Genomic DNA, 26,832 nt, shown 5'->3' with positions numbered 1-26,832 from the left:
ATCGGCAAACGCCAGCCCCCGCGCGCGTTGCCGATGAAACACTGACACGCGTATGCGACGCGCCGAGAACCGACATGCCCGGGTGGTCTTCGAGCACCGGGACGGCGGCACCGTACACACTGGTTCAGTGACCACCACGCAAGCCCGGCAACACCTGATCGAACCGCCCGCGGACAGACCGACCCCGCCCGTCCCGCATCGGGGGCATGGACGACTGACCGAGGTCCCGCACATCGCGGGTCTGGTGCTCGGGGTTTCCGCGCTGGCGTGCTTTCTCTGGAGCCTTTCGCCGGCCCTGCGCTATGTGACCCAGGTGCCGCGTCGCTACATCGACAGCTACTACTTCGACGCGCCGGACACGAACCTGATGTGGGCGCTCATCATCGGCCTGCTGGCCGGCGCGCTCGCCAGCCGCAAGCGCATCGCCTGGTGGCTGCTGATCGGCTATCTGTCCTTGTACGCACTGGCCAACGCGCTGGATTTCGCGGATACCGGCAATGTCAACGCGTTGGTGGCGATGATCGTCCAGCTGGCGGTGATCGGTGTGCTCATCGCCGCATGGCGGGAGTTCTACACCAAGGTGCGCCGCGGCGCGGGCTGGAAGGCGCTCGGCGTCCTGGTCGGCGGCCTGACCGTCGGCTGTCTGCTCGGCTGGGGTCTGGTCGAGGTGTTCCCCGGCACGCTGCCGAGCGGCGCGCAGCGGCCCGGCTGGGCGATCTATCGGGTGACCGCCGCGATACTGGTGGACAACGAACACTTCGACGGTCACCCGCGCCCGTTCGTCAACTTCCTGCTCGGTCTGTTCGGCGCCATCGCGCTGCTGGCCGCAGTGATCATTCTGCTGCGGTCGCAGCGGGCCGCGAACGCGATGACCGGCACCGACGAATCCGCCATCCGCGGCCTGCTGGAACGGTCCGATCTGGAGGACTCGCTCGGCTACTTCGCGACCCGGCGCGACAAGGCGGTGGTGTTCGCGCCGAGCGGCAAGGCGGCGGTCACTTATCGGGTGGAATTGGGCGTCTGCCTGGCCAGCGGTGACCCGATCGGCATCCGCGAGGCGTGGCCGCAGGCGATCGACGCGTGGTTGCGGATGGCCGACCAATTCGGCTGGGCGCCCGCGGTGATGGGGGCCAGCGAAGTCGGCGCGACCGCCTACCGCAGGGCCGGACTTTCCGCGATCCGGCTCGGTGACGAGGCCATCCTGGACACCAGAACGTTCTCCCTCGCGGGCCCCGAGATGAAACCGGTCCGCCAGGCGGCGAATCGATTGCGCAAGCACGGCATCACCGTCCGGATCCGGCGGCACCGCGACATCCCGGCCGAGGAATTCCAGCAGGTGATCGCCCGCGCGGACGCCTGGCGCGATACCGAGACCGAACGCGGCTTCTCGATGGCGCTCGGCCGGCTCGGCGATCCGCTGGACGCGGACTGTCTACTGGTCGAGGCGGTGAACGGACAGGATCGGGTGCTCGGCATGCTGTCGCTGGTGCCGTGGGGCCGCACCGGCGTCTCGCTGGAGTTGATGCGCCGCGACCCGCACGGGCCGAACGGCGTGATGGAGCTGATGATTTCGCAGCTCGCACTCAATTCCGAGCAGTACGGCATCACCAAGGTCTCGCTGAATTTCGCGGTGTTCCGCTCGGTGTTCGAGGAGGGCGCGCGGATCGGCGCCGGTCCGGTGCTGCGGTTGTGGCGCGGTGTGCTGCTGTTCTTTTCGCGCTGGTGGCAGCTGGAGGCGCTGTATCGCTCCAACGTGAAGTACCAGCCGCATTGGGTGCCAAGGTTTTTCCTGTTCGAGGAGCGCAGGCAGCTGCCGAGGGCCGCGGTGGCCAGCGCGCTCGCCGAGGGCTTCCTACCGCGATTCGGCAAGGAACCGGACACGATCACGCACACCGGTGTGCACAGCGCGGTGCCCGCGACGATGACCGGGCTGCACGCCGACGGCAGTCCGCCCGACTTCGGTCATGTCGAGGGCACGGAGCAGCTGCCGCGGCGCCCCGAGCAGGTGCGGGTGCGGATGGACAAGTTGGCCCGGCTCACCGATTCCGGCGTCGAGGCGTATCCGGTCGCCTACCCGCCGACGCACACCGTCGCGGGCGCCAGGCAGTCGCCGCGCGGCACCACGGTCCGGGTCTGCGGCAGGCTGCTGCGCATCCGCGACTACGGCGGCGTGATCTTCGCGGTGGTGCGCGACTGGACCGACGACATCCAGCTGGTCATCGATCGCGACCGGGTCGGCGCCGACCGCAGTGCCGAGTTCACCGAGTTCTTCGACCTCGGCGACCTGATCGAGGTCAGTGGTCAGATCGGCCGCAGCAGGCGCGGCGAGCTCTCGCTGCTGGCGGCGGACTGGCGGATGCTCGGCAAGTGCCTGCACCCGCTGCCGGACAAGTGGAAAGGCCTATCCGATCCCGAGGCGCGAGTGCGGCAGCGCTACGTCGACATGGCGATCAACGCCGAGACGCGCGAGGTGCTGGCCAAGCGCAGTGCGGTGGTCCGCTCGCTGCGAGATTCGTTGAACGCCTGGGGATATCTGGAGGTGGAGACGCCGATCCTGCAGCAGGTGCACGGCGGCGCCAACGCCACCCCGTTCCACACCCACATCAACGCCTACGACCTGGATCTGTACCTGCGGATCGCGCCCGAGCTGTATCTCAAGCGGCTCTGCGTCGGCGGCATGGAGAAGGTGTTCGAGATCGGCCGGACCTTCCGCAACGAGGGCGTCGACTTCAGCCACAACCCCGAGTTCACCATTCTCGAGGCGTACGAGGCGCACAGCGACTACGAGCGGATGATGCACGTCTGCCGCCAACTCATCCAGGAAGCCGCGGTCGCGGCCAACGGCGCGATGGTCGCGTTGCGGCCGACCGGCGACGGCTCCTACGAGCAGGTGGACATCTCCGGCGAGTGGGCGGTGAAGACGGTGCACGGCGCGGTGTCCGAGGCGCTCGGCACCGAGATCACCCCGGAGACCGGCCTGGACCACCTGCGCGAGTTGTGCGAGAAGGCCGAGGTGCCCTACCAGCACGGCTGGGACGAGGGCCAGGTGGTGCTGGAAATGTATGAGCACCTGGTTGAATCCCGCACCGAGGAACCGACTTTCTACATCAACTTCCCCACCTCGGTGTCGCCGCTGACGCGGGCACACCGCTCGATCGCGGGCGTGACGGAACGCTGGGACCTGGTCGCCTGGGGTGTCGAACTCGGCACCGCCTACAGCGAACTCACCGATCCGGTCGAGCAGCGCCGCAGGCTCACCGAACAATCGCTACTCGCCGCCAACGGTGACCCGGAGGCGATGGAGCTCGACGAGGACTTCTTGCAGGCCTTGGAGCACGCGATGCCGCCGACCGGCGGGCTCGGCATGGGCGTCGACCGGGTGGTCATGTTGATCACCGGCCGCAGTATCCGCGAGACGTTGCCCTTCCCGTTGGTGAAACCGCGCTAGGTGTACTGACCAGCTAGGCGAGCCGACGTTCGCGAAGAGTTCACTCGGGACGAATCGGACAGCTACGCTGGGTTATTCGGTCCGGGCGGCCGGATACTCGGGTTGAACGGCCGGTGATTCGGCCGGGCGGTGAGTGGTATTCGGCCCGGGAGGAGACCGAGACACGAGATGGGGTTCGGAAAATGTACCTTGACCTGCTGACCAGCGCGAGTCTGCTGGACCACAGCGTATGGGCGAGCTCGGACGTGTGGGCTTCCGCACTCGAGTTGTCGGCCAAGAAGAAACGCAGGAGCAGCGGCGGACTGATCGTCGGCGGCATCTGCTGTCTGCTGGTCGTCGCGGCGATCGTCGGCGGCATCTACCTGCTGCGGCGGAAGAAGAAGCAGTCGAACCAGCAACCGCCCAACCAGCCGCCCTACGGCGAGCAGCCCCCGTACGGGCAGCAGCCGCCGCCACCCTTCACCCCCTGAACGGTGAATGGCCCGGCTCGCTTCGCGCGAGCCGGGCCATTCGTTTGTCCGGGCGATCCGTCAGATCGCGGTGCGCTCGGACGCCACTTCCGCCTCGAGCAACAGCTCGTCGTCGAGGTCGGGACCACCCGCGGGCACCGACTTCAAGATGACGACCGCCGCCACCAGCGCGGCCACCACCAGCGCCGCACCGATCCAGAACGCGAGCTGGAACCCGCTGGTCAGTGCCTCGTTCGCCGGGGTGCCCGCCGCCATCAGGTCGGCCGTCTTGCTTGCCGACAAGGTGGCGAGGACGGCCAGCCCGAGCGCGCCACCCACCTGCATGGTGGTGTTGGCCAGGCCGGACGCCAGACCCGCTTCGTCCGGCTCCACGCCCGACATCGCCAGGTTCATCAGCGCCGGAAAGGCAAGTCCCGCACCGGTTCCGAACAGCACCATCGGGCCGAAGATGTGCAGCAAGTAGCTGCCGTCCACCGGCGCCTGGGTCAGCCAGAGTAGCGCCGCCAGGATCAGCGACAGGCCAGGGATGAGCACCTTGCGCGGGCCGAACTTCATCACCAGGCCCTCGGAGTAGCGCACCGACAGCAGACCCATGATCGCGGCGACCGGGAAGAACGCCAGACCCAGCTGCATCGGCTCGTACCCGAGCACCTGCTTCAGGTACAGCGAGCCCATGAAGAACATGCCGAACATGCCCGCCACGGTCACCACCTGGATCACGTTGGCGCCGGACAGGTTCCGGGATCGGAAGATCTTCAACGGCATCAGCGGCGTCTTCGCCGTAGCTTCCCTGGCAACGAACCCGGCGAGCAGCACCAGCGAGGCCACCCCGAGGCCGAGCGTGACCGGATCGGTCCAGCCGTACTCGGCGGCGGGCTTGACGATGGTGTACACGCCCAGCATCAGCGCGGCCGTAATGAGCACGGCGCCGGGCACATCCGCACCGTCCTTCAGGCCTGCGCCCTGATCCTTGTCGAGGATCTTCAGCGCGCCGAAACCGACCAGGACACCGATCGGCAGGTTGACCAGGAAGATCAGTCGCCAGTCCAGCGCGGTGAGCAGACCGCCGAGCAGCAACCCGATCGCGCCGCCCGCCGACGCGACGAACGCGTAGCGGCCGATCGCCTTGGCCTGCTCACGCGGGTCCGGGAACATCGCGAAGATCATGCCGAGGATGACCGCTGAGGTCATCGCGCCGCCGACGCCCTGCAGGAACCTGGCCGCGATGAGGGTGACCTCGTTGATCGCCAGACCACACAGCACCGATGCCACGGTGAAGACCACCAGGCCGGACAGGAACATTGTGCGGCGACCGATCAGGTCACCGAGCCTGCCCGCCAGCATCAGCAGGCCACCGAACGAGATCAGGTATCCGTTCACCACCCAGGCCAGGCCGGCCGAGGTGAACCCGAGGTCCTGCTGGATATCCGCGAGCGCGACGTTCACGATCGTGGCGTCCAGCACGATCATCAGCATTCCGCCACACAACACATACAACGCGAGCCAGCGTTTGCGATCCGGGATGGCCGCCGTCGCCTCGCTCGCTCGTTCTCTTGCTTCAGCCACTAGCTATGCCTTCCACCCAACGATCGTTACTGTGGCACGCTAGCAGTCGTTAGTCCTAAAAGACAACTACCTAATTCGCTTGCAGTATCTACTGATATGATGTATTTCATGACTGTTGCTCCGGAGCACCGCAACAAGCGCAGCTATCACGACGCGTGTGGTGCCGCCCGCGCGCTCGATCTGGTCGGCGAGCGGTGGACCCTGCTCGTGGTGCGTGAACTGCTGCTCGGCCCCAAGCGATTCACCGATCTGCGCGCCGGCCTACCCGCGATCAGCCCGAATGTGCTGTCTCAGCGACTCGACGAACTGGTGCAGGCCGGGGTGGTGGTCAAGCGCAAGCTGCCGCCGCCGGTCAGCACCGCGGTCTACGACCTCACCGAGTGGGGCAAGGAACTGGACACGGTGGTGATCGCGCTCAGCCGCTGGGGTGCGCGCACCCCCAACACGCACCGCTGCGCCGAGGTGAGCACCGACGCGCTCATCGTCGCGCTGCGCACCCACTTCAAGCCGGAGCGGGCCGCGGGCGTGCGGGCCGACTACGACCTGCACTTCACCGGACCCGATTCCGGCACCGACGAATTCCACGCGGTCGTCGCCGATGGCGTCCTCACCATCACGCGTGGCGCCAGCGGCACCGCGCCGACCGCCATCCACACCACCGTTGCCGCCTTCGTCGCGGTGGTCTACGACGGACGTTCCATGGCCGATGCCCTCACCGCGGGGTTCACGACGATCGTCGGTGATACCGCCGCCGCCGAGCAGTTCACCACCTTCTTCGAGTTGCCACGGGAGTGCACCGGAGTCTCGTCCTAGGTCTTCGCCGAAGGCGTAGTCCGGCGGCAGGGGCCGACGGCGCGCGGTCTGTTCCGCCCGGATCGAGGCCTCGCCATCGATGCGGCAGAGTAGGCATTGTGCAGCTGATTCTCGTTCGCCATGCCCAGCCGGTCCGGATCATGAACTCCGACGGGCCCGCCGACCCTGAACTCGCTCCCGTGGGACTCGAGCAGGCCGAGCGGGTGCCCGCGGCCCTGAGCCAGCATCGGATCGCCCGCGTGGTGAGCAGCCCGCAGCGCCGCGCACGCGAGACCGCGGCGCCGACCGCCGCCAAGCTCGGCCTCAACGTGGACATCATCGACGACCTCGCCGAATACGATCGCGACCTGCCGGCCTACATCCCGATCGAGGACGCCAAGGTGGAGTTCCAGGATGTCTACGACCGGATCAAGGCGGGGCATTTCCCGGTGCAGATCGACGGCAAGGCGTTCAAGTCCCGGGTGCTCGACGCCGTCACCGAGATCGCGGCGGGCACCGACCCGGCCGACACGGTGGTGGCATTCACGCACGGTGGCGTGGTCAACGTGCTGCTGCAGGAAATACTGGGGCTGGAACGGCCGCTGACCTTCCCGATCGACTACTGCTCGATCACCCGAATCCTGTTCTCCCGCACCGGAAGGCGCACCGCGGCGACGGTCAACGAGAACGGGCACGTCTGGGATCTGTTGCCGCGCAATATCAAATCCTGAGCGGCCATTCACAGGTGATTGGCAGGGACGTCGCACCGTCGTCCCAGCGACGGAACCTTCTATGGAGCCGGTGAGCCGCCACCCCCGTGGTTCACGGTTCGAGAGAAAGGATTTCCGTGTTGCTCTCCAGAACATCGACGTCGACGCGGCGTCGGCTCAGCAGGGTCGCCGTGGCAGGAGCCTTGATCGCGCTGCCGCTCGGCGCGCTCGCCGCGACCGCTTCCGCGACGACGACCGACGCTGTTCCGCTGACGCAGGCGACCGCCGACATCAGCGCGCATCCACACGGCGGTACGAACTGGCTGCCCGGCGGCCAAGGGCACGACGGACCGCGAATCCAGTACCGCGAGGGTCCGGGCCATCGCGACGGCCCGCGGATCCACCAGGATGATCCCGGTGCCCGGTTCTTCCACCAGGGCCGACCGTCCACCGGTTCCGCTGGCAGCAGCTGACCGCCGGTCCTAGTGGCTGATCAATGACCGAAGGCCCACTCCCGGAGCGGGAGTGGGCCTTCGGTTCGATCGACTGCGGATCAGGCCATGCCCGCGATCCAGTTGTGCATCCAGGAGACGGCGGTCTGGCCGCCACCGACCGGGTAGCTGCCGTACAGGGTGTGCGCCTGCGACTTGTAGAACCGCTCCAGGTCCTTGGCGCGCTGCTCGTTCGCCGACTCGGTCAGCTGCGCCTGCAGTGTCGGCACGCCACCGTGCGCGAACAGGTCGGTCATGATGTTTCCGGCTTCGATCTGGTAGCGCCACATGTTGGCCGGGTTCGCGTCCGAGGCCTGCGCCAGGAAGCCGGCGAACCGGGTGACGAAGTCGTCCGGCGCGGTCGCGCAGTACAGGTCGTCCACCGCGCAGATGCTGCGGGTGCGGTCGCTGATCCAGCCGAAGCCGCCGACCCGGGGACCACCGGCGCCCGCGCCGGGAGCCGGAGCGCCGACCTGGACGTCGGTCGGGGAACGGCGCGGGTCGGAGATGAGGCCGACACCGGCGATCCGGTCCGGCGCAACGACACTGAGGCCGGTGCCGATTTCGGCGGCGAGGTCACCGGCCGCGTCGGCACCCTGGCTGTAGCCGACGAGCGCGATCTTCGTCGCACCGCAGGAGTGCGCCATGTCCGAGATCAGGCCGCGCGCCTTGTCGACGGCTTCCTTCTTCGAGTTGCCGTAGACCTCGCCCTCCCAGGGGAACGCGGTCGCGGCGTAGGTCACGTAGTCGACATCGGCCGACCGAGGCAAATTGTTGGTGACGCCGGCCAGCATGCCGGGCTGCGGCTTCTTGTCCTTGCCGGTCTCCCAGGTACCGGGGATCGCCACCACGTACAGGCTCGGGCAACCCGGCTCGGCACTCACCGAGCCGCTGCCGAACATCAAGCCGGACAGCACCGTCGCGGACGCACCGAGAGCCGCGACAACCTTCTTCAACTGCATACCGCTCCAGTCCAAAACCATGCCTCTCGCGAGTACGTCCTCGACAAGTTGCGCCCCAATACTGAACCTGACGGATGACCTTCCAGTGCACGCTGGGTTAACACCGACCACCCACCGACGTGCCGGCTCCGATCACAACCCGCATCCCAAGATCAGCAGCACGACGGGATCACAATAAAGGTACAGACGCCGCCGCGCCATTCGAAACTCCGACGTTGTCCGATTTCCGTCAACTCGCCCAAAGACGCAGGTCCACACTGCAACCCGGCACCAACCCCGAACTCCGACCAATCCGGCACCCCGACCCGCTACCGAAATGTACGCAACCCCACGGTAATCAACCCAGAACAAAGGCGCCTGTGGACAGTGTGTCCACAGGCGCCTTTTCCGCTCCGGTAAGAGAGGGGTTCAGTTCATCGTTGCGCGACCATGGTGGGGGTGATAGGCGCGGGCAGCGCCGTTTCCCCTTCCAGGAAGCGGTCCACCGCGGCGGCCGCGGCGCGGCCTTCGGCGATGGCCCAGACGATGAGAGATTGACCGCGGCCCATGTCGCCCGCGACGAAGACGCCGGGGATGTTGGTCGCCCAGTTCTTGTCACGCTGGACATTGCCGCGCTGGTCGTAGCCGACGCCGAGCTCTTCGAGCAGGCCCGGCTTTTCCGGTCCGGTGAAGCCCATGGCGAGCAGAACGAGGTCGGCGTCGAGGGTGAAGTCGGTGCCGTCGACCTTCTCGAAGCGGCCGTTGACCATCGTGACCTCGTGCGCCTGCAGGCCGGTGACCTTGCCGTCCGCGCCGACGAAACGCTCGGTGTTCACCGAGAACACCCGCTCGCCGCCTTCTTCGTGCGCCGAGGACACCCGGTACATGAGCGGGTAGGTCGGCCACGGGGTGGAGGCGGCACGCTCTTCCGGCGGGCGCGGCATGATCTCGAACTGGTGGACGCTCGCGGCGCCCTGCCGGTGCGAGGTGCCGAGGCAGTCGGCGCCGGTGTCGCCGCCGCCGATGATGATGACCTTCTTGCCCTTGGCATGGATGGGCGGCAGGCCGTTCTCATCGGTGACGTCGTCGCCGAGCTGCACCCGATTGGCCCACGGCAGGAACTCCATGGCCTGGTGGATGCCGTCGAGTTCGCGGCCCGGGATCGGCAGGTCGCGCGCCAGGGTGGCGCCGCCGGACAGCACGACCGCGTCGTAGGTTTCGCGCAGCTGCTCGGCGGAGATGTCGACACCGACGTTGACACCGGTCTTGAAGATGGTGCCCTCGGCCTCCATCTGCGCGAGACGGCGGTCGATGAAGCGCTTCTCCATCTTGAATTCCGGGATGCCGTAGCGCAGCAGCCCGCCGATGCGGTCGGCCCGCTCGAACACGGTGACGGTGTGGCCGGCCCGGGTGAGCTGCTGTGCCGCGGCGAGTCCGGCGGGACCGGAGCCGACGACGGCGACCCGCTTGCCGGTCAGGCGGGTCGGGTAGACCGGGGTCACCCAGCCCTCGTCGAAGGCGTTCTCGATCAGGTCGACCTCGACCTGCTTGATGGTCACCGGGTCCTGGTTGATGCCGAGGACACAGGACGCCTCGCACGGCGCCGGGCACAACCGCCCGGTGAACTCCGGGAAGTTGTTGGTCGCGTGCAGCCGGTCGATGCCTTCGCGCCACTGCCCCTTGTAGACCAGGTCGTTCCACTCGGGGATCAGGTTGCCCAGCGGACAGCCGTTGTGGCAGAACGGGATACCGCAGTCCATGCACCGGCTGGCCTGACGCTGCAGGGTCTCCTTCGGATACCCCTGCTCGTAGACCTCTTTCCAGTCCATCAGCCGCAGCGGAACCGGCCGACGGGTCGGCAGCTCTCGGGTGGTGTGCTTCAAAAATCCCTGTGGGTCAGCCACGAGCGGCCTCCATAATCGCCTCGTCCACGTCCTTGCCGCTCTTCTCAGCTTCGGAGATGGCGAGCAAAACCTTCTTGTATTCGCGCGGCATGACCTTGACGAAGTGGTTCACCTGCTGCGACCAATCGCCCAGAATGCGTTCGGCGACAGCGGAACCCGTCTGATCACGGTGCTGGGTGATGATGTCGCGCAGCCAGGTGAAGTCGTCACCGGACAGCTGCTCGACGGCATCGGCCTGCTCGGGGTTGAGCTTGGCCTCGAAGGTGCCGTTCGGGTTGTAGACGAACGCGACACCGCCGGACATACCGGCACCGAAGTTACGGCCGGTCTCACCGAGGATGACGACCCGGCCACCGGTCATGTACTCCAGACCGTGGTCGCCGACACCCTCGACCACCGCGAGGGCGCCCGAGTTGCGGACGGCGAAGCGCTCGCCGACCACGCCGCGGATGAACGCCTTGCCGTTGGTGGCGCCGAACAGGATCACGTTGCCCGCGATGATGTTCTCTTCCGCCACGAACTCGGCCGGTGCGTTCAGCGACGGGCGCACCACCAGGTGGCCGCCGGAAAGCCCCTTGCCGACATAGTCGTTCGCGTCACCCTGCACCCGCAGCGTGATGCCAGCGGGCACGAAGGCGCCGAAGCTGTTGCCCGCCGAGCCGGTGAAGGTGATGTCGATGGTGTCGTCGGGCAGGCCCGCGCCACCGTAGAGCTTGGTCACCTCGTGACCGAGCATGGTGCCGACGGTGCGGTTCACGTTCGTGATCTTGGTTTCGAACTTCACCGCCTGGCCCCGCTCGAGCGCGTCCCGGCTCTGCGTGATCAGCTGCTGGTCCAGCGCCTTGTCCAGGCCATGGTCCTGCGTCTTGGTACAGCGCCGGTCCTGGTACATGAACGCGGTCTCGACATCGTCGAGGATCGGCGACAGGTCCAGCTTGCTGGCCTTCCAGTGCTGCTTGGCCTTGGCGGTGTCGAGCAGGTCGACCCGGCCGATGGCCTCGTCCAGCGTGCGGAAACCCAACTGCGCCAGCAGTTCCCGGACCTCTTCGGCGATGAACAGCATGAAGTTCTCGACGAATTCCGGCTTGCCGGTGAAGCGTTCGCGCAGCACCGGGTTCTGCGTCGCGACACCGACGGGGCAGGTGTCGAGGTGGCAGACCCGCATCATGATGCAGCCCGAGACCACCAAAGGCGCGGTGGCGAAACCGAATTCCTCGGCGCCGAGCAGCGCGGCGACCATCACGTCGCGGCCGGTCTTCATCTGACCGTCCACCTGCACGACGATGCGGTCACGAAGTCCGTTGAGCAGCAACGTCTGCTGGGTCTCGGCCAGGCCGAGCTCCCACGGACCACCCGCGTGCTTGAGCGAGGTCAGCGGCGAGGCACCGGTGCCGCCGTCGTGACCGGAGATCAGCACCACGTCCGCGTGCGCCTTGGACACACCGGCCGCGACCGTGCCGACACCGGGCTCCGCAACAAGTTTCACGTGAATCCGCGCCTGCGGGTTCGCGTTCTTCAGGTCGTGGATCAGCTGCGCCAGATCCTCGATGGAGTAGATGTCGTGGTGCGGCGGCGGCGAGATCAGGCCGACACCCGGCGTCGAGTGCCGCACCTCGGCGACCCACGGGTACACCTTGTGCGCCGGAAGTTGGCCGCCCTCACCGGGCTTCGCCCCCTGCGCCATCTTGATCTGGATGTCGGTGCAGTTGGTCAGGTAGTGCGCGGTCACGCCGAAGCGGCCGGAGGCCACCTGCTTGATCGCGCTGCGCCGCCAGTCGCCGTTCTCCTCCGGCTCGAAACGCGCCGGGGATTCGCCGCCCTCACCCGAGTTCGACCGTCCGCCGAGGCGGTTCATCGCGACGGCAAGGGTTTCGTGCGCCTCGGCCGAGATGGAGCCGTAGCTCATCGCGCCGGTGGAGAACCGCTTCACGATCTCCGAGGCGGGCTCGACCTCGTCGATCGGGATGGACGCGCGCTCCTTCTTGAACTTGAACAGGCCGCGCAGCGAGGCGAGCCGCTCGGTCTGGTCGTCGACCATCTTGGTGTACTCCTTGAAGATGGAGTACTGACCGGTGCGGGTCGCGTGCTGCAGCTTGAACACGGTGTCCGGGTTGAACAGGTGGTACTCACCCTCGCGCCGCCACTGGTACTCGCCGCCGACCTCGAGCTCGCGATGCGCGCGCTCGTTGCGGTTCTCCAGGAACGCGACCCGGTGCCGCTCGGCGACGTCGGCGGCGATGTCCTCGAGGCCGATGCCGTCCAGGTGCGAGCGCAGGCCGGTGAAGTACTCGTCGGCCAGTTCCTGGGACAGGCCGATCACCTGGAACAGCTGCGCGCCGGTGTAGGAGGCCAGCGTGGAGATGCCCATCTTGGACATCACCTTCAGCACGCCCTTGCTGGCGGCCTTGTTGTAGTTGGCGACCGCCTTGCGGAAGTCCTCGGCGTGATCGCCGGTGCTGCCCGGCATTTCGAGCGCGCCGCGCTCGAGCATGTCCTCGATGGTCTCGAAGGCCATGTACGGGTTGATCGCGGCCGCGCCGAAGCCGACCAGCATGGCCATGTGGTGCACCTCGCGGGCGTCACCGGCCTCGACGACCAGGCCGACCATGGTGCGGGTGCGCTCGCGGACGAGGTGGTGGTGCACCGACGCGGTCAGCAGTAGCGACGGAATCGGCGCCAGCTTCTCGTTGGACTCCCGATCGGACAGCACGACGATCCGCGCGCCGCCGTCGATGGCGGCCGACACCTGGGTGTTGATCGCCTTGAGCGCCTTGCGAAGTCCCTTGCCGCCCTTGGCAACCGGGTACAGGCCGCGCACGATCACCGAACGCAGCTCGGGCTGCGAGCCGTCGTCGTTGATGTGCACCAGCTTGGCCAGCTGGTCGTTGTCGATGATCGGCGATTCGATCGCGATCTGCTTGCACGACTCGGGGCCGGGGTGCATCAGGTCGGCCTCGGGGCCGATGGCCCGGCGCAGGCTGGTCACCACTTCTTCCCGGATCGCGTCCAGCGGCGGGTTGGTGACCTGCGCGAACAACTGGGAGAAGTAGTCGAACAACAACCGGGGCCGCGACGAGAGCACCGCGATCGGGGTGTCGGTGCCCATCGAGCCGAGCGCTTCGCCGCCGGTCTTGGCCATCGGCGAGATCAGCAGGTTCAGTTCTTCGTTGGTGTATCCGAAAATCTGCTGGCGGATCAGCACCCGGTCGTGCGACATGTGCACGTGCGGGCGGTCGGGCAGATCCTCGAGCTTGGTCACACCCGCGTCCAGCCATTCCTGGTACGGGTGCTCGGCCGCAAGTTGGGTCTTCAGCTCGTCATCGCCGACGATGCGGCCCTGCGAGGTGTCGACCAGGAACATGCGGCCGGGTTGTAGTCGAACCTTGCGGACCACCTTGGACGGATCGATGTCGAGCACGCCGACCTCGGACGCCATCACGACGAGGCCGTCGTCGGTGATCCAGATGCGGCTCGGGCGCAGGCCGTTGCGGTCGAGCACGGCGCCGACGACGGTGCCGTCGGAGAAGCACACCGAAGCGGGGCCGTCCCACGGCTCCATCAGCATCGAGTGGTACTCGTAGAAGGCGCGACGCCGCTGATCCATCGTCTCGTTGCGTTCCCACGCCTCGGGGATCATCATCAGCACCGCGTGCGGCAAGCTGCGCCCGCCCAGGTGCAGCAGTTCCAGCACCTCGTCGAAGCGCGCGGTATCGCTCGCCCCCGGGGTACAGACCGGGAAGATCTTCTCCAGCCGGTTGTTGCCCGCGGAGTCGGTGCCGAAGATGTCCGAACGCAGCAGCGCCTCGCGGGCCCGCATCCAGTTCTCGTTGCCGGTGACGGTGTTGATCTCACCGTTGTGCGCGACCCGGCGGAACGGATGCGCCAGCGGCCAGGACGGGAAAGTGTTGGTGGAGAAGCGCGAGTGCACGATGCCGAGGGCGGACTCCACCCGGCCGTCCTGCAGGTCCAGGTAGAACGCGCGCAGCTGGGGCGTGGTGAACATGCCCTTGTAGACGAAGGTCTGGCCGGACAGGCTCGGGAAGTACACCGACTCCTTGCCGACCGTGCCCTCGCCGGGGCCCGCCTTGCCGAGCTCGTGCTCGACCCGCTTGCGGATGACGTACGCGCGGCGCTCCAGGTCCAGTCCGGACAGTTCCTCGGCCGCACCCCTCGGAGAGCCGATGAAGATCTGCCGGAATGTCGGCATGGCGTCGCGGGCCAGCGCGCCGAGCGATGACTCGTCGATCGGCACATCACGCCAGCCGTAGACCTCGAGGCCCTCTTCCTTGACGATCTTCTCCACGCCGTAGGCGGCGCGAGCGGCCTCGCGCCTGGCCTGCGGCAAGAAGGCGATACCGGTGGCGTAGGAGCCTTCCGGCGGCAACTCGAAGTCCACGATGGCGCGGAAGAACCGGTCCGGGACCTGGATCAGGATGCCCGCGCCGTCGCCACTGTTGGGTTCGGCACCTGCGGCACCACGGTGCTCCAGGTTCAACAGAGCCGTAATAGCCTTGTCGACGATGTCGCGGCTGCGGCGGCCGTGCATGTCGACGACGAAGGCGACGCCGCAGGCGTCGTGTTCGTTCGCCGGGTCGTAGAGCCCGATGGGTCCAGGTGACCTGTGGCCAGGAAGTTGCGTCATGCCTCTGCCTTCAAGAAGTGGCGTTCGAAGAAAAAGAAGAACTGCCTTTCGTTCGAATGCCTCCGTACAAGACTGCGCCCGTACGTTCCGAAACCAGCCGCGCTGATGGTCTTCGGCGTGCAGTCACGTGTCCAGTTGTTTCACCCGCTTCAGTGACGTAGTGGGTGCTCGTCGGTAACAGATCCCTAACGAGATCCTTACCTCCGTGCGGGTTCTCGCCAGCTACGCTGAGCACCGGTCCAGGAGCTGCCCGAGCGGGCGAGGGTGCCGATCATTCTGTGTTCGGCGTAAGAGCAAACGATAAGTCAGGTCCGGGGCCCAACCAACTTAGGCTGCACTAATAACTAGGTCTAGCTGGGCTTCTTCATTCGGTCCTCCACGTGTGCGCGTCGTCCAGTGTAAGGCAGCGGGCACCGCGCGATCGAGCAGTCGACGCCGGATGTGACCCATTGGTAGCCAACACGCGACAGCGGCGCCGAACCTCACGAAACGGTCAAGAAACCGCCCTCACCTGCATCGAAGGTGGTTTCCCATGCTCAGCACCTGGCAAACCATTCGGCGGCGGCTAACTCCGGAGTGGGCAGTTTGAGAGATTTCCGACAGCCTCCTGACGAGCCTGAGCTGTGAGCCGACCGTCCGGATTCTTTTGTCCGCTGTGGTCTTCAGCACATATTCAGCAAACCATCGAGAGTGGTATTCGACACATTCTGTCGGCCGAAATCTATACGCCGTCAGGGCGGAATAGGTGCGACTTATTGCGGGGCGGCACGCCTTTCACCGAATATTCGCCGCCGGAAGAGACATTCCGCTTGAAGTCCGCGCTTAAGAAAGGGTTAAGCAGCGGCGCGGAAATCGTTCAGCGGGGAGCACACAGCGTTCAGTGAGAGCACATCGCGTTCAGCGTGGCGCACACAGCGCGGCCGCGGCTCGCACGAGCGCGAGTTGATGCAAGGCGTCGGTATTACCGGCGGTGAATACACCGAAGACACTGTGCGCCACTCTTTCCGCGCAGTCCGGCGCGGTCAGCTCGGATCGTCTGGCGGCGAGTTGGTCGACGATCTCGACATTCACCCGGTCGATCACCGGGCGCACCGACGCCAGATTCGGCGGTGAGCTGGGCACGGCGGACGGGTCGAAGCGCCAGCGGGTGATCAAGCCGCGCTGCACCGTCTTGTTGGCCTCGATCTGACCTGCGAACACCTGCCGCACCCAGTTCTCCGGCAGGTCGAGACCGGCGCCGAGCCGGGCCATCGCGTCGTAGACCACGGCCTCCCGGGCCGGGTCGTCGATGGTCGGCTCAGTACCGGTTTCGGCAGCCGACGCCCACTTCGCCGCCGCCACCGCGTCGCCCGTGTCGAGTCGTTCGAGCACCAGCGCGACCAGCCGATCCAGCGACCGGTCCTGGTCGCTACCGGGATCCGCGCCCGCGCTAACCGGCGACATGATCAGTGCCGCCGACATGACGATCAGCATGACAAGGCGCATGACCTGACCTCCTGAGATGACCTCCGCGGAAACGGATCATCGAGTCAGAGTAAGCGTGTTCCGACACCCATACCCGCACGCCATGCCTGGTTTTGTGAGCCTGGCCACATACACCCGCCCGTACTCGGTGTGTCGAGTTCGGTCCTGTCACGCTGTGACCACGAAACCGTGACGGTTTCGCCGAACTTGCGAAATCGACTGGGACCAAGAGGATGTGAGTTCCCATGACCGTCACCGGCTTGTTCACCTGGCTCGGCGGAGGTCTGCACAGCGAAGTCGCCTACCGCCACGAGCACACGGGATATGCCGTCACCGGAGCAGTAGTTCTGTTGTTCGCGACCGTGTCCGGTGTGGTGACCGCGCTCGCCCTGGCCTCGACCGGCGCCTGGGCGCTGTTCGCGGTTGTCGCGGTGGCGCTGCTCGTCGCGGTGCTCGCGGGCGCGCTCGCGCGGGCGCTGGCGACCGCGCGACCCGGCGGTGCGCCCGACCGGCTCGGCCTGCTCGCCCGTATCGCGGTTGCCGTGCTGGCCGGTGGGTTGCTCGCCGAACTGGCCGCCATCGTCGTCTTCGGCGGCAGCGTCGATCGGACCCTCGACGAAAGAGCCCAGCGCTCGGTCGCCTCGGCGCCGCAGGTCGTCACCGCCCGCGCCGATCTCGACAGGGCCCGCGCCGACCGGACCGCATTGGATCAGTCGATCGCCAAGGCGCAGGCCGATATCGACCGTTGGCTGGTGATCGCCCGCTGCGAATTCAACCCGAGCCCCGAGTGCCCGCAGACCCGGATCACCGGGGTGCCGGGGCGAGGACCAGAAGCTCTGACCGCCAACGACATGCTCGACGACGCCCGTAAGCAATTGGCCGCGACGCAGGGCCGGGCCGACGGGCTGGACCAGCGGATCGCCGACGAGGAAAAGGCGGTGGCCGCAGCCGAATCCGCGGCTTTCACGGGCGCCGACCGCGGTCTCGGCGCGCGCTGGCAGGCCATGAACGACTACACCACGCACCACTCCGGCGCGCTGCCGCTGCGCATCCTGACGATCGTCGCCTCGATCGCGCTCGCGCTGCTGCCATTGCTGCTGCGCTGGTGGCGCGGACGGACCTCGTTCGACCGGCGGATCGCCGCCCTGCAGGTGCAGGATCAGGCCGAACGCGAGGCCGACGCCGCCATCGCCGTCAAGCGGGCCGAGGTGCGCGCCGAGGCGGAAGCCCTGCGCGCCGAACAACAACTCACCGCCGCTCGCCTCGCCGTCGAGGCGGACACCGCCATCGACAGGGAGCGGCAGCGCACCAGGATCGTCGCGGCCATCGGCGGCTTGGAAATCGGGATCACCGAACCGCCGCCCCGCCCCGAACTACCAGCCGGAACGGCTGACGACCGAAAGGACAGCACCGTGTCTGCCGAAGGATTCGCGACGCCGAACCTGCCCGCCCCAGTGACCACGCACGCGCTCGCGCCGAGCACCGGTGCGCCGACGCCCAGGCCCGGCGGCGGCCTGGAACTGCCGCTGATCGGCACCGTGCCGTTCACCGACACCGCGGCCCGGTTGATCCGTCCGCTGGTCCCGTCGTTCGTGGCCAACGCGATCGACAACGCCACCCACCCGCTGCGCACGGCGCGGCAGGCGTTCGAAGAGGTCGAGGAGATCACTTTCACGCTGCGCCGCACCCGCAAGGTCACCGTCGACACCCAGGGCTCGCCCGGCCAGGCGCAGACGGGTTACCAGCTTCCGCCCGGCTCGCCTGACGAATGGCACGCCCAGCGCGTGGCCGCGACGGTGGTCGACGCCGACTATCAGCAGCAGGATCCGCAATACTCGGCCCTGCCGCACGGTTCGGGCGCCCAGCCGCACGGGCTGTCGGCCGCCGATAGTCACGACGAGCTGACCGGGCGTCGGCAATCCGAACTGCCCGGCCGGGGCCGGCGCCAACTGCCGCGCGGCAACTGATTGCCGACCGTGCGGACCCTTCGAGGTAGTCGATCGAACCGGAGACGCACGGTCTCGCAAACACACCCGCAGGTCAGGGCCTCGCGGTGCCGGATGCGTCGCGGTCGCGCACACCCTGTGCGCCGCTTGTCCACCCCGACCGCACCAGCCGATGAGGGTGCCCGAGCACGACCGATGCTCGAGGCCCTTGGTCGATCTTGGGCGTCGGGACCGGCTCTGCGCGGGTGGTCCGGCCTAGGCTTGCATCTCATGGCCCACAGTGACGTGTCGACAGCAGCGTTCGGGTCGCGGCTGCTGGGACCGGTGGACGAGTCCTCGGGCATGCGGCGGATCCGGGTCCAGCTGTTGCTGACCGTGCCGCTGGTCGGCGCGAACCTCACCGGCATGGCCGTCACTTTCGCACTCATCGGGTTCGTGTTGCCCGGGCCGACGGTGTTCACCCGGGACCTGCTACTGCTCGACGTCATCGCGACGCCGTTGTACGCGGCACTGGCGTTGCTGGTCGGCATGTGGTGGGGCACCGTGCGGGGTCTGCGCACCCTGCGCTGGGCGATTCAGCCGGACCAGGTGCCCACCGAGGCGGAACAGATCGCCGCCGCCGCGGTGCCGCGGCACCTGGTGTTGCAGCAGGCGGTGCTGTGGTCGGGGGCCGCGGCGGTGCTGACGCCGCTCTACGGCTTGATGGAGCCGGCACTCATTCCCAAGATCCTGCTCGGCATCGGTTTCAGTGCCATCGTGGTCTGCGCCAACGGCTATCTGATCGCCGAATTCGCATTGCGGGCGGTGACCGCGCGGGTCTTGGACGCGGCACCGTCGCGGCGGCGGCGCGGGATGGGTGTCTTCTCCCGTTCGATGGTGGCCTGGATGCTGGGTGCCGGTGTGCCGGTGACCCTTTCGATGATCGTGGCGGGCTGGGCGCTGGTCGACTCCTCGGTCAGCACGGCCCGGCTGGCGGTCTGCGTGTTGTCGCTGGGCGGTGCCACCCTGGTGTTCGGTCTGCTGCTGATGATGCAGACGGTGTCGGCGATCATCGCACCGATTCGCGGCGTACGGCGCGCGCTGCGTCAGGTCGAGGACGGCGACCTCGACGTGGCGATCACCGTCTACGACGGCACCGAATTGGGTGAGCTGCAAAGCGGTTTCAACCACATGGTGGAGGGCCTGCGGGAACGCGAGCAGATCAGGGACCTGTTCGGCAGGCACGTCGGGCGCGACGTCGCCGACGCGGCGCTGGCCGGAAATCCGACGCTCGGTGGCGTGGAAACCGAGGCGGCGGCGCTGTTCATCGACATCGTCGGATCGACGACCATGGCCGCGACGTTGCCAGCCGCCGAGATGGTCGCCATCCTCAATCGCTTCTTCGGCATCGTGGTGGACGAGGTCGAGGAGCACGGTGGACTGCTCAACAAGTTCGAGGGCGATGCCGCGCTGGCCGTGTTCGGCACGCCCGCAGCCCTTTCCGACGCATCGGGGGCGGCGCTGGCCTGCGCCAGGGCGATCCGGCGGCGACTCGACGCGACCGCAACCGACTTCATCGCCGCGATCGGCGTCGCCGCGGGCCGGGTGGTCGCGGGCAATGTCGGCGCCAGGCAGCGCTACGAGTTCACCGTCATCGGCGACGCGGTCAACGAGGCCGCCCGGCTGTGTGAACTCGCCAAGCAGGACGACCTACTGCTGGCCTCCGCCAACACCATTGCCGCCGCGGACGCCACCGAAGCCGCCCACTGGCAGCTCGGCGAATCCGTCACCCTCCGCGGCCGCCTCGCCCCCACCCAGCTCGCCCGGCCGCGTACTTGAAACTCGTGCCGATTACGGCGCAAGCGACTGAGTGATCCCGCGCTACAACAGAACTCGCGCCCGCCCCGGTTACCGGAGCGGGCGCGAGTTCGCTGAGCGGTACTGATTACGGACGGGCCGTACGCAATCGGAACGCCACTACCGCGGCAATGAGCAGGATCGACGCCGTGCCGACCGCCGCGAAGTGGATGCCAGAGACGAACGACTCCTGCACCGAGGTGAGGAAGGCACCCGACACCGTCTCCGGTAGTTGCCGCGCGAAACCGGTAGCCGCGCCGAGTGATTCCGTCGCGACACCGACCTGGTCGCCGGGCACGCCGGTCAGATCGATGCCGTTGCGGAAGATCGCCATGACCACGCTGCCGAGGATGGCGACGCCGAGCGCGATGCCGGTTTCATAGGCGGTTTCCGAGACCGCCGCGGCCGCACCGGCCCGCTCGGCCGGCGCCGAGCTGATCACCAGGTCCGACGAAACCGTCAGGGCGATACCGACACCCGCGCCGACGAACAGGAAGCCGAGGATGAACGGCGTCGTGCTGGTCGCGCCGTTCGGGCTGAGCCAGAGAAACAACGCCGAACCGAATGCGGCGACGATCAGCGCACCGCCGAGCACCAGACCGGGCCGCACCCGCTGCACCAGCCACGCCGAGGCGAGCGCCGCGACAACGCTTGCGGCCAGACCGGGCAGCAACAGCAATCCGGCTTCCAGCGGCGAGTGACCGAGCACCAGCTGCAGGTATTGCGAGCCGAAGAACAGCACGCCGGCCAGCGCGAACACCGCCAGCAGATTGGTGAGCACCGCGGTGCGGAACCTGGGCAGCGCGAACAACTTCAGGTCGAGCATCGGATTCGCCAGCGTCCGCTGCCTGCGTACGAACACCACACCCGCGATCACACCGACCGCGGCGATCGCCGCCAGGCGCAGGCTGATTCCGTGGGCCGCCGACTCCTTCACCGCGTACACGATCGGCACCAGCGCGAGCATCGACAGCCCCGCACTCGGGAGGTCGAATCGACCAGGGTTCGGGTCGCGCGATTCCGGAACGAGGAACGGGCCCAAGGCGATCAGTACCAGCATCACCGGCAGGTTCACCAGGAACACCGAGCCCCACCAGTAGTGCTCGAGCAGCCAGCCGCCGAGCAGCGGACCCGCCGCGGCACCGCCACCGGCCATCGCACTCCACACCGCGACGGCCACGGTCCGCTGGCGCGGATCGAGGAACATCGAGCGGATCAGGCCGAGGGTCGCGGGCATCAGCGTCGCACCGGCGACACCCTGCAGCACCCGCGCGCCGATCAGCATTTCCGGCGAGACGGCCCACGCGGCGAGCACCGAGGCGACGCCGAAACCGGCCGCGCCGATGAGCAGCAGCCTGCGGCGGCCGATCCGGTCGCCCAGGTTGCCCATCATCACCAGCAGACCGGCCAGCACGAACGAGTACACATCGATGATCCACAGCAGCTGCGGCGTGGTCGGCGCCAGATCGGCGCTGATCGCGGGCACGGCGAGGTCGAGCACCGTCGCGTCGACGGCGAGCAGCAGCAGGGCAAGGGCGAGCACGCCGAGACCCGCCCACTCGCGCGCGGTGGCGCGCGGCGGGGTCTCGGCTGCGAGCCCGGGGGTCCGGGGGTTCTTCGCGGTCTGTGTGGTCATTGACTTTCTCGACTTCCGTCGCATTCTTCTTACCGTCCAGACGGTACAGTATCAAACATTACCGTCCAGCCGGTATAGTGGGCCGGGTGACGGCAAACACCCGCGACCGGATCCTGGACGCGCTCGAATCCCTGCTCCTGGAAAAAGGCATGTCGCATGTGACGCTGGAGAATGTCGCGGCCAACGCTGGCGTCTCCAAGGGCGGCCTGCTCTATCACTTCAAGAGCAAGGACACGCTGCTCGCCGGACTGGTCCGGCGGCTCGCCGAACGCGCGAACCAGCAATTGACCGATGCCACCGAGCGCGGCCAGTCCGTCGCCGAGTGGTACTTGCAGACCCCGAATCCGGACAATGCCACCGACGCGGTGGAACTCGAGCTCTACCGCTCCATGCTGGCCACCATGCGCACCATCGACGCCGCGACCGACACGGAGACCGACGAGGTGCAGCAGGCGCTGGTCGACATGATGGGCTCCTGGTCGGACGGCTTGGACAAGGAGATCGCCGACCCGGTCCAGGCCGATATCGTCCAACTGGTCGGTGACGGCGTTTATCTGCGCGCCCTGCTCGGTCTGCCGCAGATCGCCCCGGACCGCTACCGCCAAGTGGTGGACCGCCTGCTCGACCGCTGACCGCCGGTCCACAGCCGGACTCCGGCCGGTAGCGCCGGTTACACTCGCCCCGTGCTACCAGCCGCCGACCCGGCCGGTGCCGTCGGGGCGGGAGACGATCCGGTACCAGTGTCCCCTGGAACGACGGTGCCGATCCGTCCGATGACCTTCCGCGAACTGCTGGACGTGCCGTTCGCGCTGATCCAGGCGAACTTGCTCGCGCTGGCCTGGTTGAGCTTGTCGACGCTGGTCGTCGCGGAGATCGTGGTCGTCGCGGTCACCGCGGGCATCTCGCACCTGACCGACGGCTCGGACCAGGGCACCGCGTTGGCGGCAATACTGTCCACGGCAGCGGGTGTGTGGCTGATGCGATTTCTGCTCCGCGGTACGACCGTCGCCATCGGGCTGGCGAGTGTCGCGGGCGTGCCGATCGGCTGGCGCACGGCGCTGCGCAGGTTCGGCGCGGCGGCGGGGTCTTTGCTGCTATTCCAGGTGCTCTACACCCTCGTCGGGGTGGGCGTGCTCGCGCTGTCCAGTCTGCTCATCGTCAGCTTTCCGTTGGGTGTGATCTGGCTGGCCTGGCTGCGGGCCAAGCGTTTCGTCGCGGTGCCGGTGATATTCGTCGAACGGGCCTCGTATCGAGCGGCCGTCGCGCGCTCGAAAATGCTTGCCGCCGGGGCGGATTGGCAAACGGCGGGGCTGTGGCTCTATCAGCGCTGCCTGCTCGTCCTGTTGTGTGTGCCGCTGCTGGGGATTCCCTGGTATCTGCGGGATTTCTCCGGCACCCAGCGGTGGGCGGTGATCGTGCTGCTCACCGGCGGCGTGCTGTTGATCGCCGCGTTCGGGGAGGTCGTCGAGTCGGCCACCCGGGTGGTGTCGTATGTCGACCGACGCTGCCGCCGAGAAGGCATGGACATTCGCATCCCGGGTCACGAGGCGCGATGAGCGAGCCCGACGAAGCGCAGCAACACAACTCGGTCGACACCGCTGGTGAGCCGCCGAGTCCGCCGCGCCTCGGTGCCGCGGCCGACCATCGTGCGGCCGCCGAAAATGCCGCGCAGCGCCGTGATTTCGACAACGCGCTGCGGGAACGGTTTCGTGCCGTACTGCGTGGGCTGGAGCAGCGCGGCGTGCTGGAGGTGCGGCGGTCCCGCACGGCACGGGAAACTGCGGACGAAGTGACGACCGCATTGCCACTCGACGAAGCGTCCGAATTGGACCCGGCCGCACGCAGTTTCGACGAAGTCGTCTACGGCGGCCGGCGCGCGACCGAGGACGAGTACCGCAGACTCGAATACGCCGACCGGTTCTCCGCGGCGGCACCGCCACCCGCGCTGGAACCCGCCGAAACCACCGCCACAGAGAAGGCGCCGCGTTCCCGCCTGGGACTGGCACCGCTACCGGACCTGTTGCGCAATCCCAAGTTCTGGGCCGCCCTCGCCAGTGCCGCCGTGCTGCTGCTCCTGCTGTACGCGGCACTGCAGTCGTGCGGTGCGCCGAACGCACCGTCACCCCAGCAACCGCCGGATATGCCGCGCTCCAGGCCACCACGAGACTCGGGCGGCGGCTCCGGCTTGGGCGCCGGTGACGAGCCGATCTGGGAGCGGTTACCCGCACCGGTCTTCTTCGGCGGACTGCAATTCCTGGTCGCCGCCGCCCTGGTGGTGTGGTGGCGGGCCCGGCGGCGCGGCGCGCTGGTGCGCGAACCCCGCCCGGTGGAGGTCGCGGCCAACGAACTGCTGGCCGGGCAGGCCGCGCTGTACCGACGCTCGAAGGACCACGAGCACGTCGCGGGCAAGCTGCGCGCGGCGACGCTGCGCCGCATCCGCCCGACGCTCGGGATGACCGCGGACACTCCACCGGACCGCCTCGTCGCCGCCGTCGTTGCCCGCACCGGCGCCGACCCGAATCAGGTCGGCCTCGCCCTGTTCGGCGCGGTACCCGACGCGGACACCTTGGAACTTGTTGCTACCCAACTCGAGTGGATCGAAGCGGAGGTCGGATGAGACGTCGTCGCGCAGTGCCCGACCGGCCGACCGGAGGCGGGAACTCCCGCATGACATTGGAGGTCGGATGACCATCCCTACGGACACCAACCACACGCCCACCGCGGCGCAGGCGGGTGCCGCGTTCGCGGCATTGCGCGCCGAGATCGGCAAGGCGGTGGTCGGCAACGACAACGCGATCATGTACCTGGTGCTCGCCCTGCTGTGCCGTGGGCACGTGCTGCTCGAAGGCGTTCCCGGCGTGGCGAAGACGCTGCTGGTGCGGGCGTTGGCGACGGCACTGGATCTGGACCATGCCAGGGTGCAGTTCACCCCCGACTTGATGCCGGGCGATGTCACCGGCTCGCAGATCTACGACCCGCACTCCGCGGAGTTCACCTTCCGGCACGGGCCGGTGTTCACCAACCTGCTGCTCGCCGACGAAATCAACCGCACGCCACCGAAAACCCAATCGGCGCTGCTGGAATCGATGGAGGAGCGCCAGGTTTCGGTCGACGGCAAACCGCGCCCGCTACCCGATCCGTTCGTCGTGGTCGCCACCCAGAACCCGATCGAGCAGGAGGGCACCTATCCGCTGCCGGAGGCGCAGCTGGACCGGTTCCTGTTCAAGGTCGACATCCAATTGCCCGGCCGCGACGACGAATTCCGCATCTTGCAGCGGCACGCCGCGGGCTTCGATCCGCGCGATCTTGCGGCGGCCGGATTGCGTCCGGTGGCGGGCCCCGCGCACATCGCGGCGGGACGGGTGGCGGTCGGCCAGGTGACGATCAGCCCCGAAGTGCTCGCGTACACCGTCGACGTCTGCCGGGCCACCCGGATGTCCCCCGCCGTGCAGCACGGTGCGTCCACTCGCGGCGCCACCGCGCTGATGGCGGTCTCGCGCGCGTTCGCCTGGCTGAACGGCCGCGGTTTCGTCACCCCGGACGACGTCAAATCCGTTGCCGTCGCGGTGCTCCGGCATCGGCTGCAACTGCGGCCGGAGGCAGAGCTGGACGGCGTGACCACCGAGGGTGTCATGTCGTCGCTGCTGCTTTCGGTCCCGGTTCCGGTGTAGTCCGTGGTCGTCACCGGTCGGCTGGCCGCCGCGGCGGGCGTGCTCGCGCTGTTCGTCACCTTCGCCGCTCCCTCGTGGGTCGGCGTGCTGGTCGCGACGGGTGCGCTGGCCGCCGCGCTGCTGTTCGACCTCGGTTCGGTCGGCCGGGCGCGCGATCTGACGCTGTCCAGGGAACCGTTGACCACGGTCCGGCTCGGCCGCGCCACCCAGGTGGAGCTCGTCGCGGTGAACAACGGCTCCCGCGTCCTGCGTGGCACCGTGTGGGACGACTGGCCGGACAGCGCGCACGCCGAAAACCGCACGCATCGACTGGATTTGCCGCCCGCCACCCTGGTCCGGTTTCGAACGACACTCACCCCGACTTATCGCGGCGACCGGGCGGCGGGCCCGGTGACCGTGCGGTTGATCGGCCCGCTCGGGCTGGCGGGTCGACAGACACGCCGCGACGTTCCGGCCCGGGTTCGTGCGCTGCCACCGTTCCGGAGTGAGCGGCTGCTGCGCTCGAAAGTCAAACGGCTGCAACAGCTCGAGGGCCGGAACGTGGCCAACCTGCGCGGGCAGGGCACCGAGTTCGATTCGTTCCGCGAATACGTCGCGGGCGACGACGTGCGCGCCATCGATTGGCGGGCCACCGCCCGCGCCACCGACGTGCTGGTGCGCACCTGGCGGCCGGAACGCCACCGGCACATGCTGATGCTGCTTGACACCGGCCGGGTCAGCGCGGGCCGGGTCGGTGACGGCACCCGCCTGGACGCGAGCATCGAGGCCGCACTGCTGCTCGGCGGGCTGGCCGCCGCCGCGGGCGACTCGGTCGACCTGCTCGCCTATGACCGGTCCCCACGCGCCGAGGTCCGCGGCATCAGCGGAAAGAGCTTACAGCTGAAGCTGATGCACGCGCTGGCTGGTATCAGCCCCGCCCTGGTCGACACCGACAGCGCGGGCCTGGTGCGCGCCGCCATCCAGCGCACCCGCCGCCGCAGCCTGGTCGTCTGGTTCACCGGTCTCGACGGTGCCGCCGTCGAGGAAAACCTGCTGCCCGTGCTGCCGACCCTCGCCCAGCGCCACCGCGTGCTGATCGTCTCGGTCACCGACCCCGATGTCGCCGCGGCCGCCACCCGTCGCGACTCCCGCGCCGACCTGTACCCCGCCGCCGTCGCCGAAACCATCCTCGCCGAACGGGCCCTGGTGCAGGAGTCTCTGCGCCGCAAGGGAATCGCGGTCGTCGCCGCCGCCCCCGCCCACCTGCCCGAAGCCCTCGCCGACGAATACCTGGAACTGAAACAGTCCGGCACGATGTAGCCGTCTCCCGCATCCG

Annotated in this window: 18 protein-coding genes; 12 read left to right on the top strand and 6 right to left on the bottom strand. The window is 67.9% G+C overall.

The window, feature by feature from the left end; translation table 11 throughout:
* Nucleotides 1-127: 127 nt before the first annotated feature.
* Entirely contained in the window at nt 128-3,448 is a 3,321-nt protein-coding gene (gene lysX, locus KV110_RS00295; protein ID WP_218472545.1) for a bifunctional lysylphosphatidylglycerol synthetase/lysine--tRNA ligase LysX, read from the top strand.
* A gap of 182 nt (nt 3,449-3,630) precedes the next feature.
* Nucleotides 3,631-3,918, top strand: coding sequence for a hypothetical protein (locus KV110_RS00290; RefSeq protein WP_218472544.1), 288 nt, complete (start codon nt 3,631-3,633; stop codon nt 3,916-3,918).
* Between the two features lie 60 nt (nt 3,919-3,978).
* Here KV110_RS00290 and KV110_RS00285 read toward each other — a convergent pair whose 3' ends face one another.
* On the bottom strand, nt 3,979-5,484 hold the full coding sequence (locus tag KV110_RS00285; RefSeq protein ID WP_281427730.1) for an MFS transporter: 1,506 nt from the start codon (nt 5,482-5,484) through the stop codon (nt 3,979-3,981).
* A 108-nt stretch (nt 5,485-5,592) separates the two neighbouring features.
* Here KV110_RS00285 and KV110_RS00280 point away from each other — a divergent pair, with 108 nt between their 5' ends.
* The 3 genes from KV110_RS00280 to KV110_RS00270 all read left to right on the top strand — a co-directional run bounded on the left by KV110_RS00280 (nt 5,593) and on the right by KV110_RS00270 (nt 7,459).
* Nucleotides 5,593-6,297, top strand: a complete 705-nt coding sequence (locus tag KV110_RS00280; protein WP_218472543.1) for a winged helix-turn-helix transcriptional regulator — start codon at nt 5,593-5,595, stop codon at nt 6,295-6,297.
* A gap of 98 nt (nt 6,298-6,395) precedes the next feature.
* On the top strand, nt 6,396-7,007 hold the full coding sequence (locus tag KV110_RS00275; protein ID WP_218472542.1) for a histidine phosphatase family protein: 612 nt from the start codon (nt 6,396-6,398) through the stop codon (nt 7,005-7,007).
* Between the two features lie 170 nt (nt 7,008-7,177).
* Complete coding sequence (locus tag KV110_RS00270; protein ID WP_218472541.1) at nt 7,178-7,459, top strand: hypothetical protein; 282 nt, start codon at nt 7,178-7,180, stop codon at nt 7,457-7,459.
* Nucleotides 7,460-7,539: 80 nt separating this feature from the next.
* On the opposite strand, the gene KV110_RS00265 is transcribed toward KV110_RS00270, so the two are convergent.
* The 4 genes from KV110_RS00265 to aroQ form a co-directional block, all read right to left on the bottom strand.
* Nucleotides 7,540-8,439, bottom strand: coding sequence for a cutinase family protein (locus KV110_RS00265; RefSeq protein WP_218472540.1), 900 nt, complete (start codon nt 8,437-8,439; stop codon nt 7,540-7,542).
* Between the two features lie 413 nt (nt 8,440-8,852).
* Nucleotides 8,853-10,322, bottom strand: coding sequence for a glutamate synthase subunit beta (locus KV110_RS00260; protein WP_218472539.1), 1,470 nt, complete (start codon nt 10,320-10,322; stop codon nt 8,853-8,855).
* Nucleotides 10,315-14,964, bottom strand: a complete 4,650-nt coding sequence (gene gltB / locus KV110_RS00255) for a glutamate synthase large subunit (protein ID WP_218472538.1) — start codon at nt 14,962-14,964, stop codon at nt 10,315-10,317. Before gltB ends, KV110_RS00260 begins: the two co-directional genes overlap by 8 nt.
* 897 nt (nt 14,965-15,861) lie before the next feature.
* On the bottom strand, nt 15,862-16,449 hold the full coding sequence (aroQ, locus tag KV110_RS00250) for a gamma subclass chorismate mutase AroQ (protein WP_218472537.1): 588 nt from the start codon (nt 16,447-16,449) through the stop codon (nt 15,862-15,864).
* A 224-nt stretch (nt 16,450-16,673) separates the two neighbouring features.
* On the opposite strand from aroQ, the gene KV110_RS00245 reads away from it, so the two are divergent.
* Nucleotides 16,674-18,395, top strand: coding sequence for a DUF4407 domain-containing protein (locus KV110_RS00245; RefSeq protein WP_218472536.1), 1,722 nt, complete (start codon nt 16,674-16,676; stop codon nt 18,393-18,395).
* Nucleotides 18,396-18,644: 249 nt separating this feature from the next.
* A complete protein-coding gene (locus KV110_RS00240) occupies nt 18,645-20,192 on the top strand; it encodes an adenylate/guanylate cyclase domain-containing protein (protein ID WP_218472535.1) in 1,548 nt (515 codons plus the stop codon).
* A gap of 106 nt (nt 20,193-20,298) precedes the next feature.
* On the opposite strand, the gene KV110_RS00235 is transcribed toward KV110_RS00240, so the two are convergent.
* Nucleotides 20,299-21,846 carry an MFS transporter gene (locus tag KV110_RS00235; protein WP_218472534.1) on the bottom strand — a complete coding sequence of 516 codons (1,548 nt, stop codon included), beginning with the start codon at nt 21,844-21,846 and terminating at the stop codon, nt 20,299-20,301.
* 86 nt (nt 21,847-21,932) lie between these two features.
* On the opposite strand from KV110_RS00235, the gene KV110_RS00230 reads away from it, so the two are divergent.
* The 5 genes from KV110_RS00230 (at nt 21,933) to KV110_RS00210 (ending at nt 26,816) form a co-directional block, all read left to right on the top strand.
* A complete protein-coding gene (locus KV110_RS00230) occupies nt 21,933-22,478 on the top strand; it encodes a TetR/AcrR family transcriptional regulator (RefSeq protein ID WP_218472533.1) in 546 nt (181 codons plus the stop codon).
* A 51-nt stretch (nt 22,479-22,529) separates the two neighbouring features.
* On the top strand, nt 22,530-23,402 hold the full coding sequence (locus KV110_RS00225) for a hypothetical protein (RefSeq protein WP_246634278.1): 873 nt from the start codon (nt 22,530-22,532) through the stop codon (nt 23,400-23,402).
* Nucleotides 23,399-24,463, top strand: coding sequence for a DUF4129 domain-containing protein (locus KV110_RS00220; protein WP_218472532.1), 1,065 nt, complete (start codon nt 23,399-23,401; stop codon nt 24,461-24,463). The genes KV110_RS00225 and KV110_RS00220 overlap by 4 nt, the downstream gene beginning before the upstream one ends.
* A gap of 67 nt (nt 24,464-24,530) precedes the next feature.
* The gene (locus KV110_RS00215) at nt 24,531-25,517 is read left to right on the top strand and encodes an AAA family ATPase (RefSeq protein ID WP_218472531.1); all 987 of its coding nucleotides are present in this window, start codon (nt 24,531-24,533) and stop codon (nt 25,515-25,517) included.
* Between the two features lie 3 nt (nt 25,518-25,520).
* Nucleotides 25,521-26,816 (top strand): DUF58 domain-containing protein, encoded by a 1,296-nt coding sequence (locus KV110_RS00210; protein ID WP_218472530.1) that lies wholly within the window; start codon nt 25,521-25,523, stop codon nt 26,814-26,816.
* Nucleotides 26,817-26,832: the final 16 nt, after the last annotated feature.

Origin of the sequence: Nocardia iowensis (genome assembly GCF_019222765.1) — a bacterium.
Classification (GTDB): Bacteria; Actinomycetota; Actinomycetes; order Mycobacteriales; family Mycobacteriaceae; genus Nocardia; species Nocardia iowensis.
This window is presented reverse-complemented; position numbering and strand designations above follow the sequence as displayed.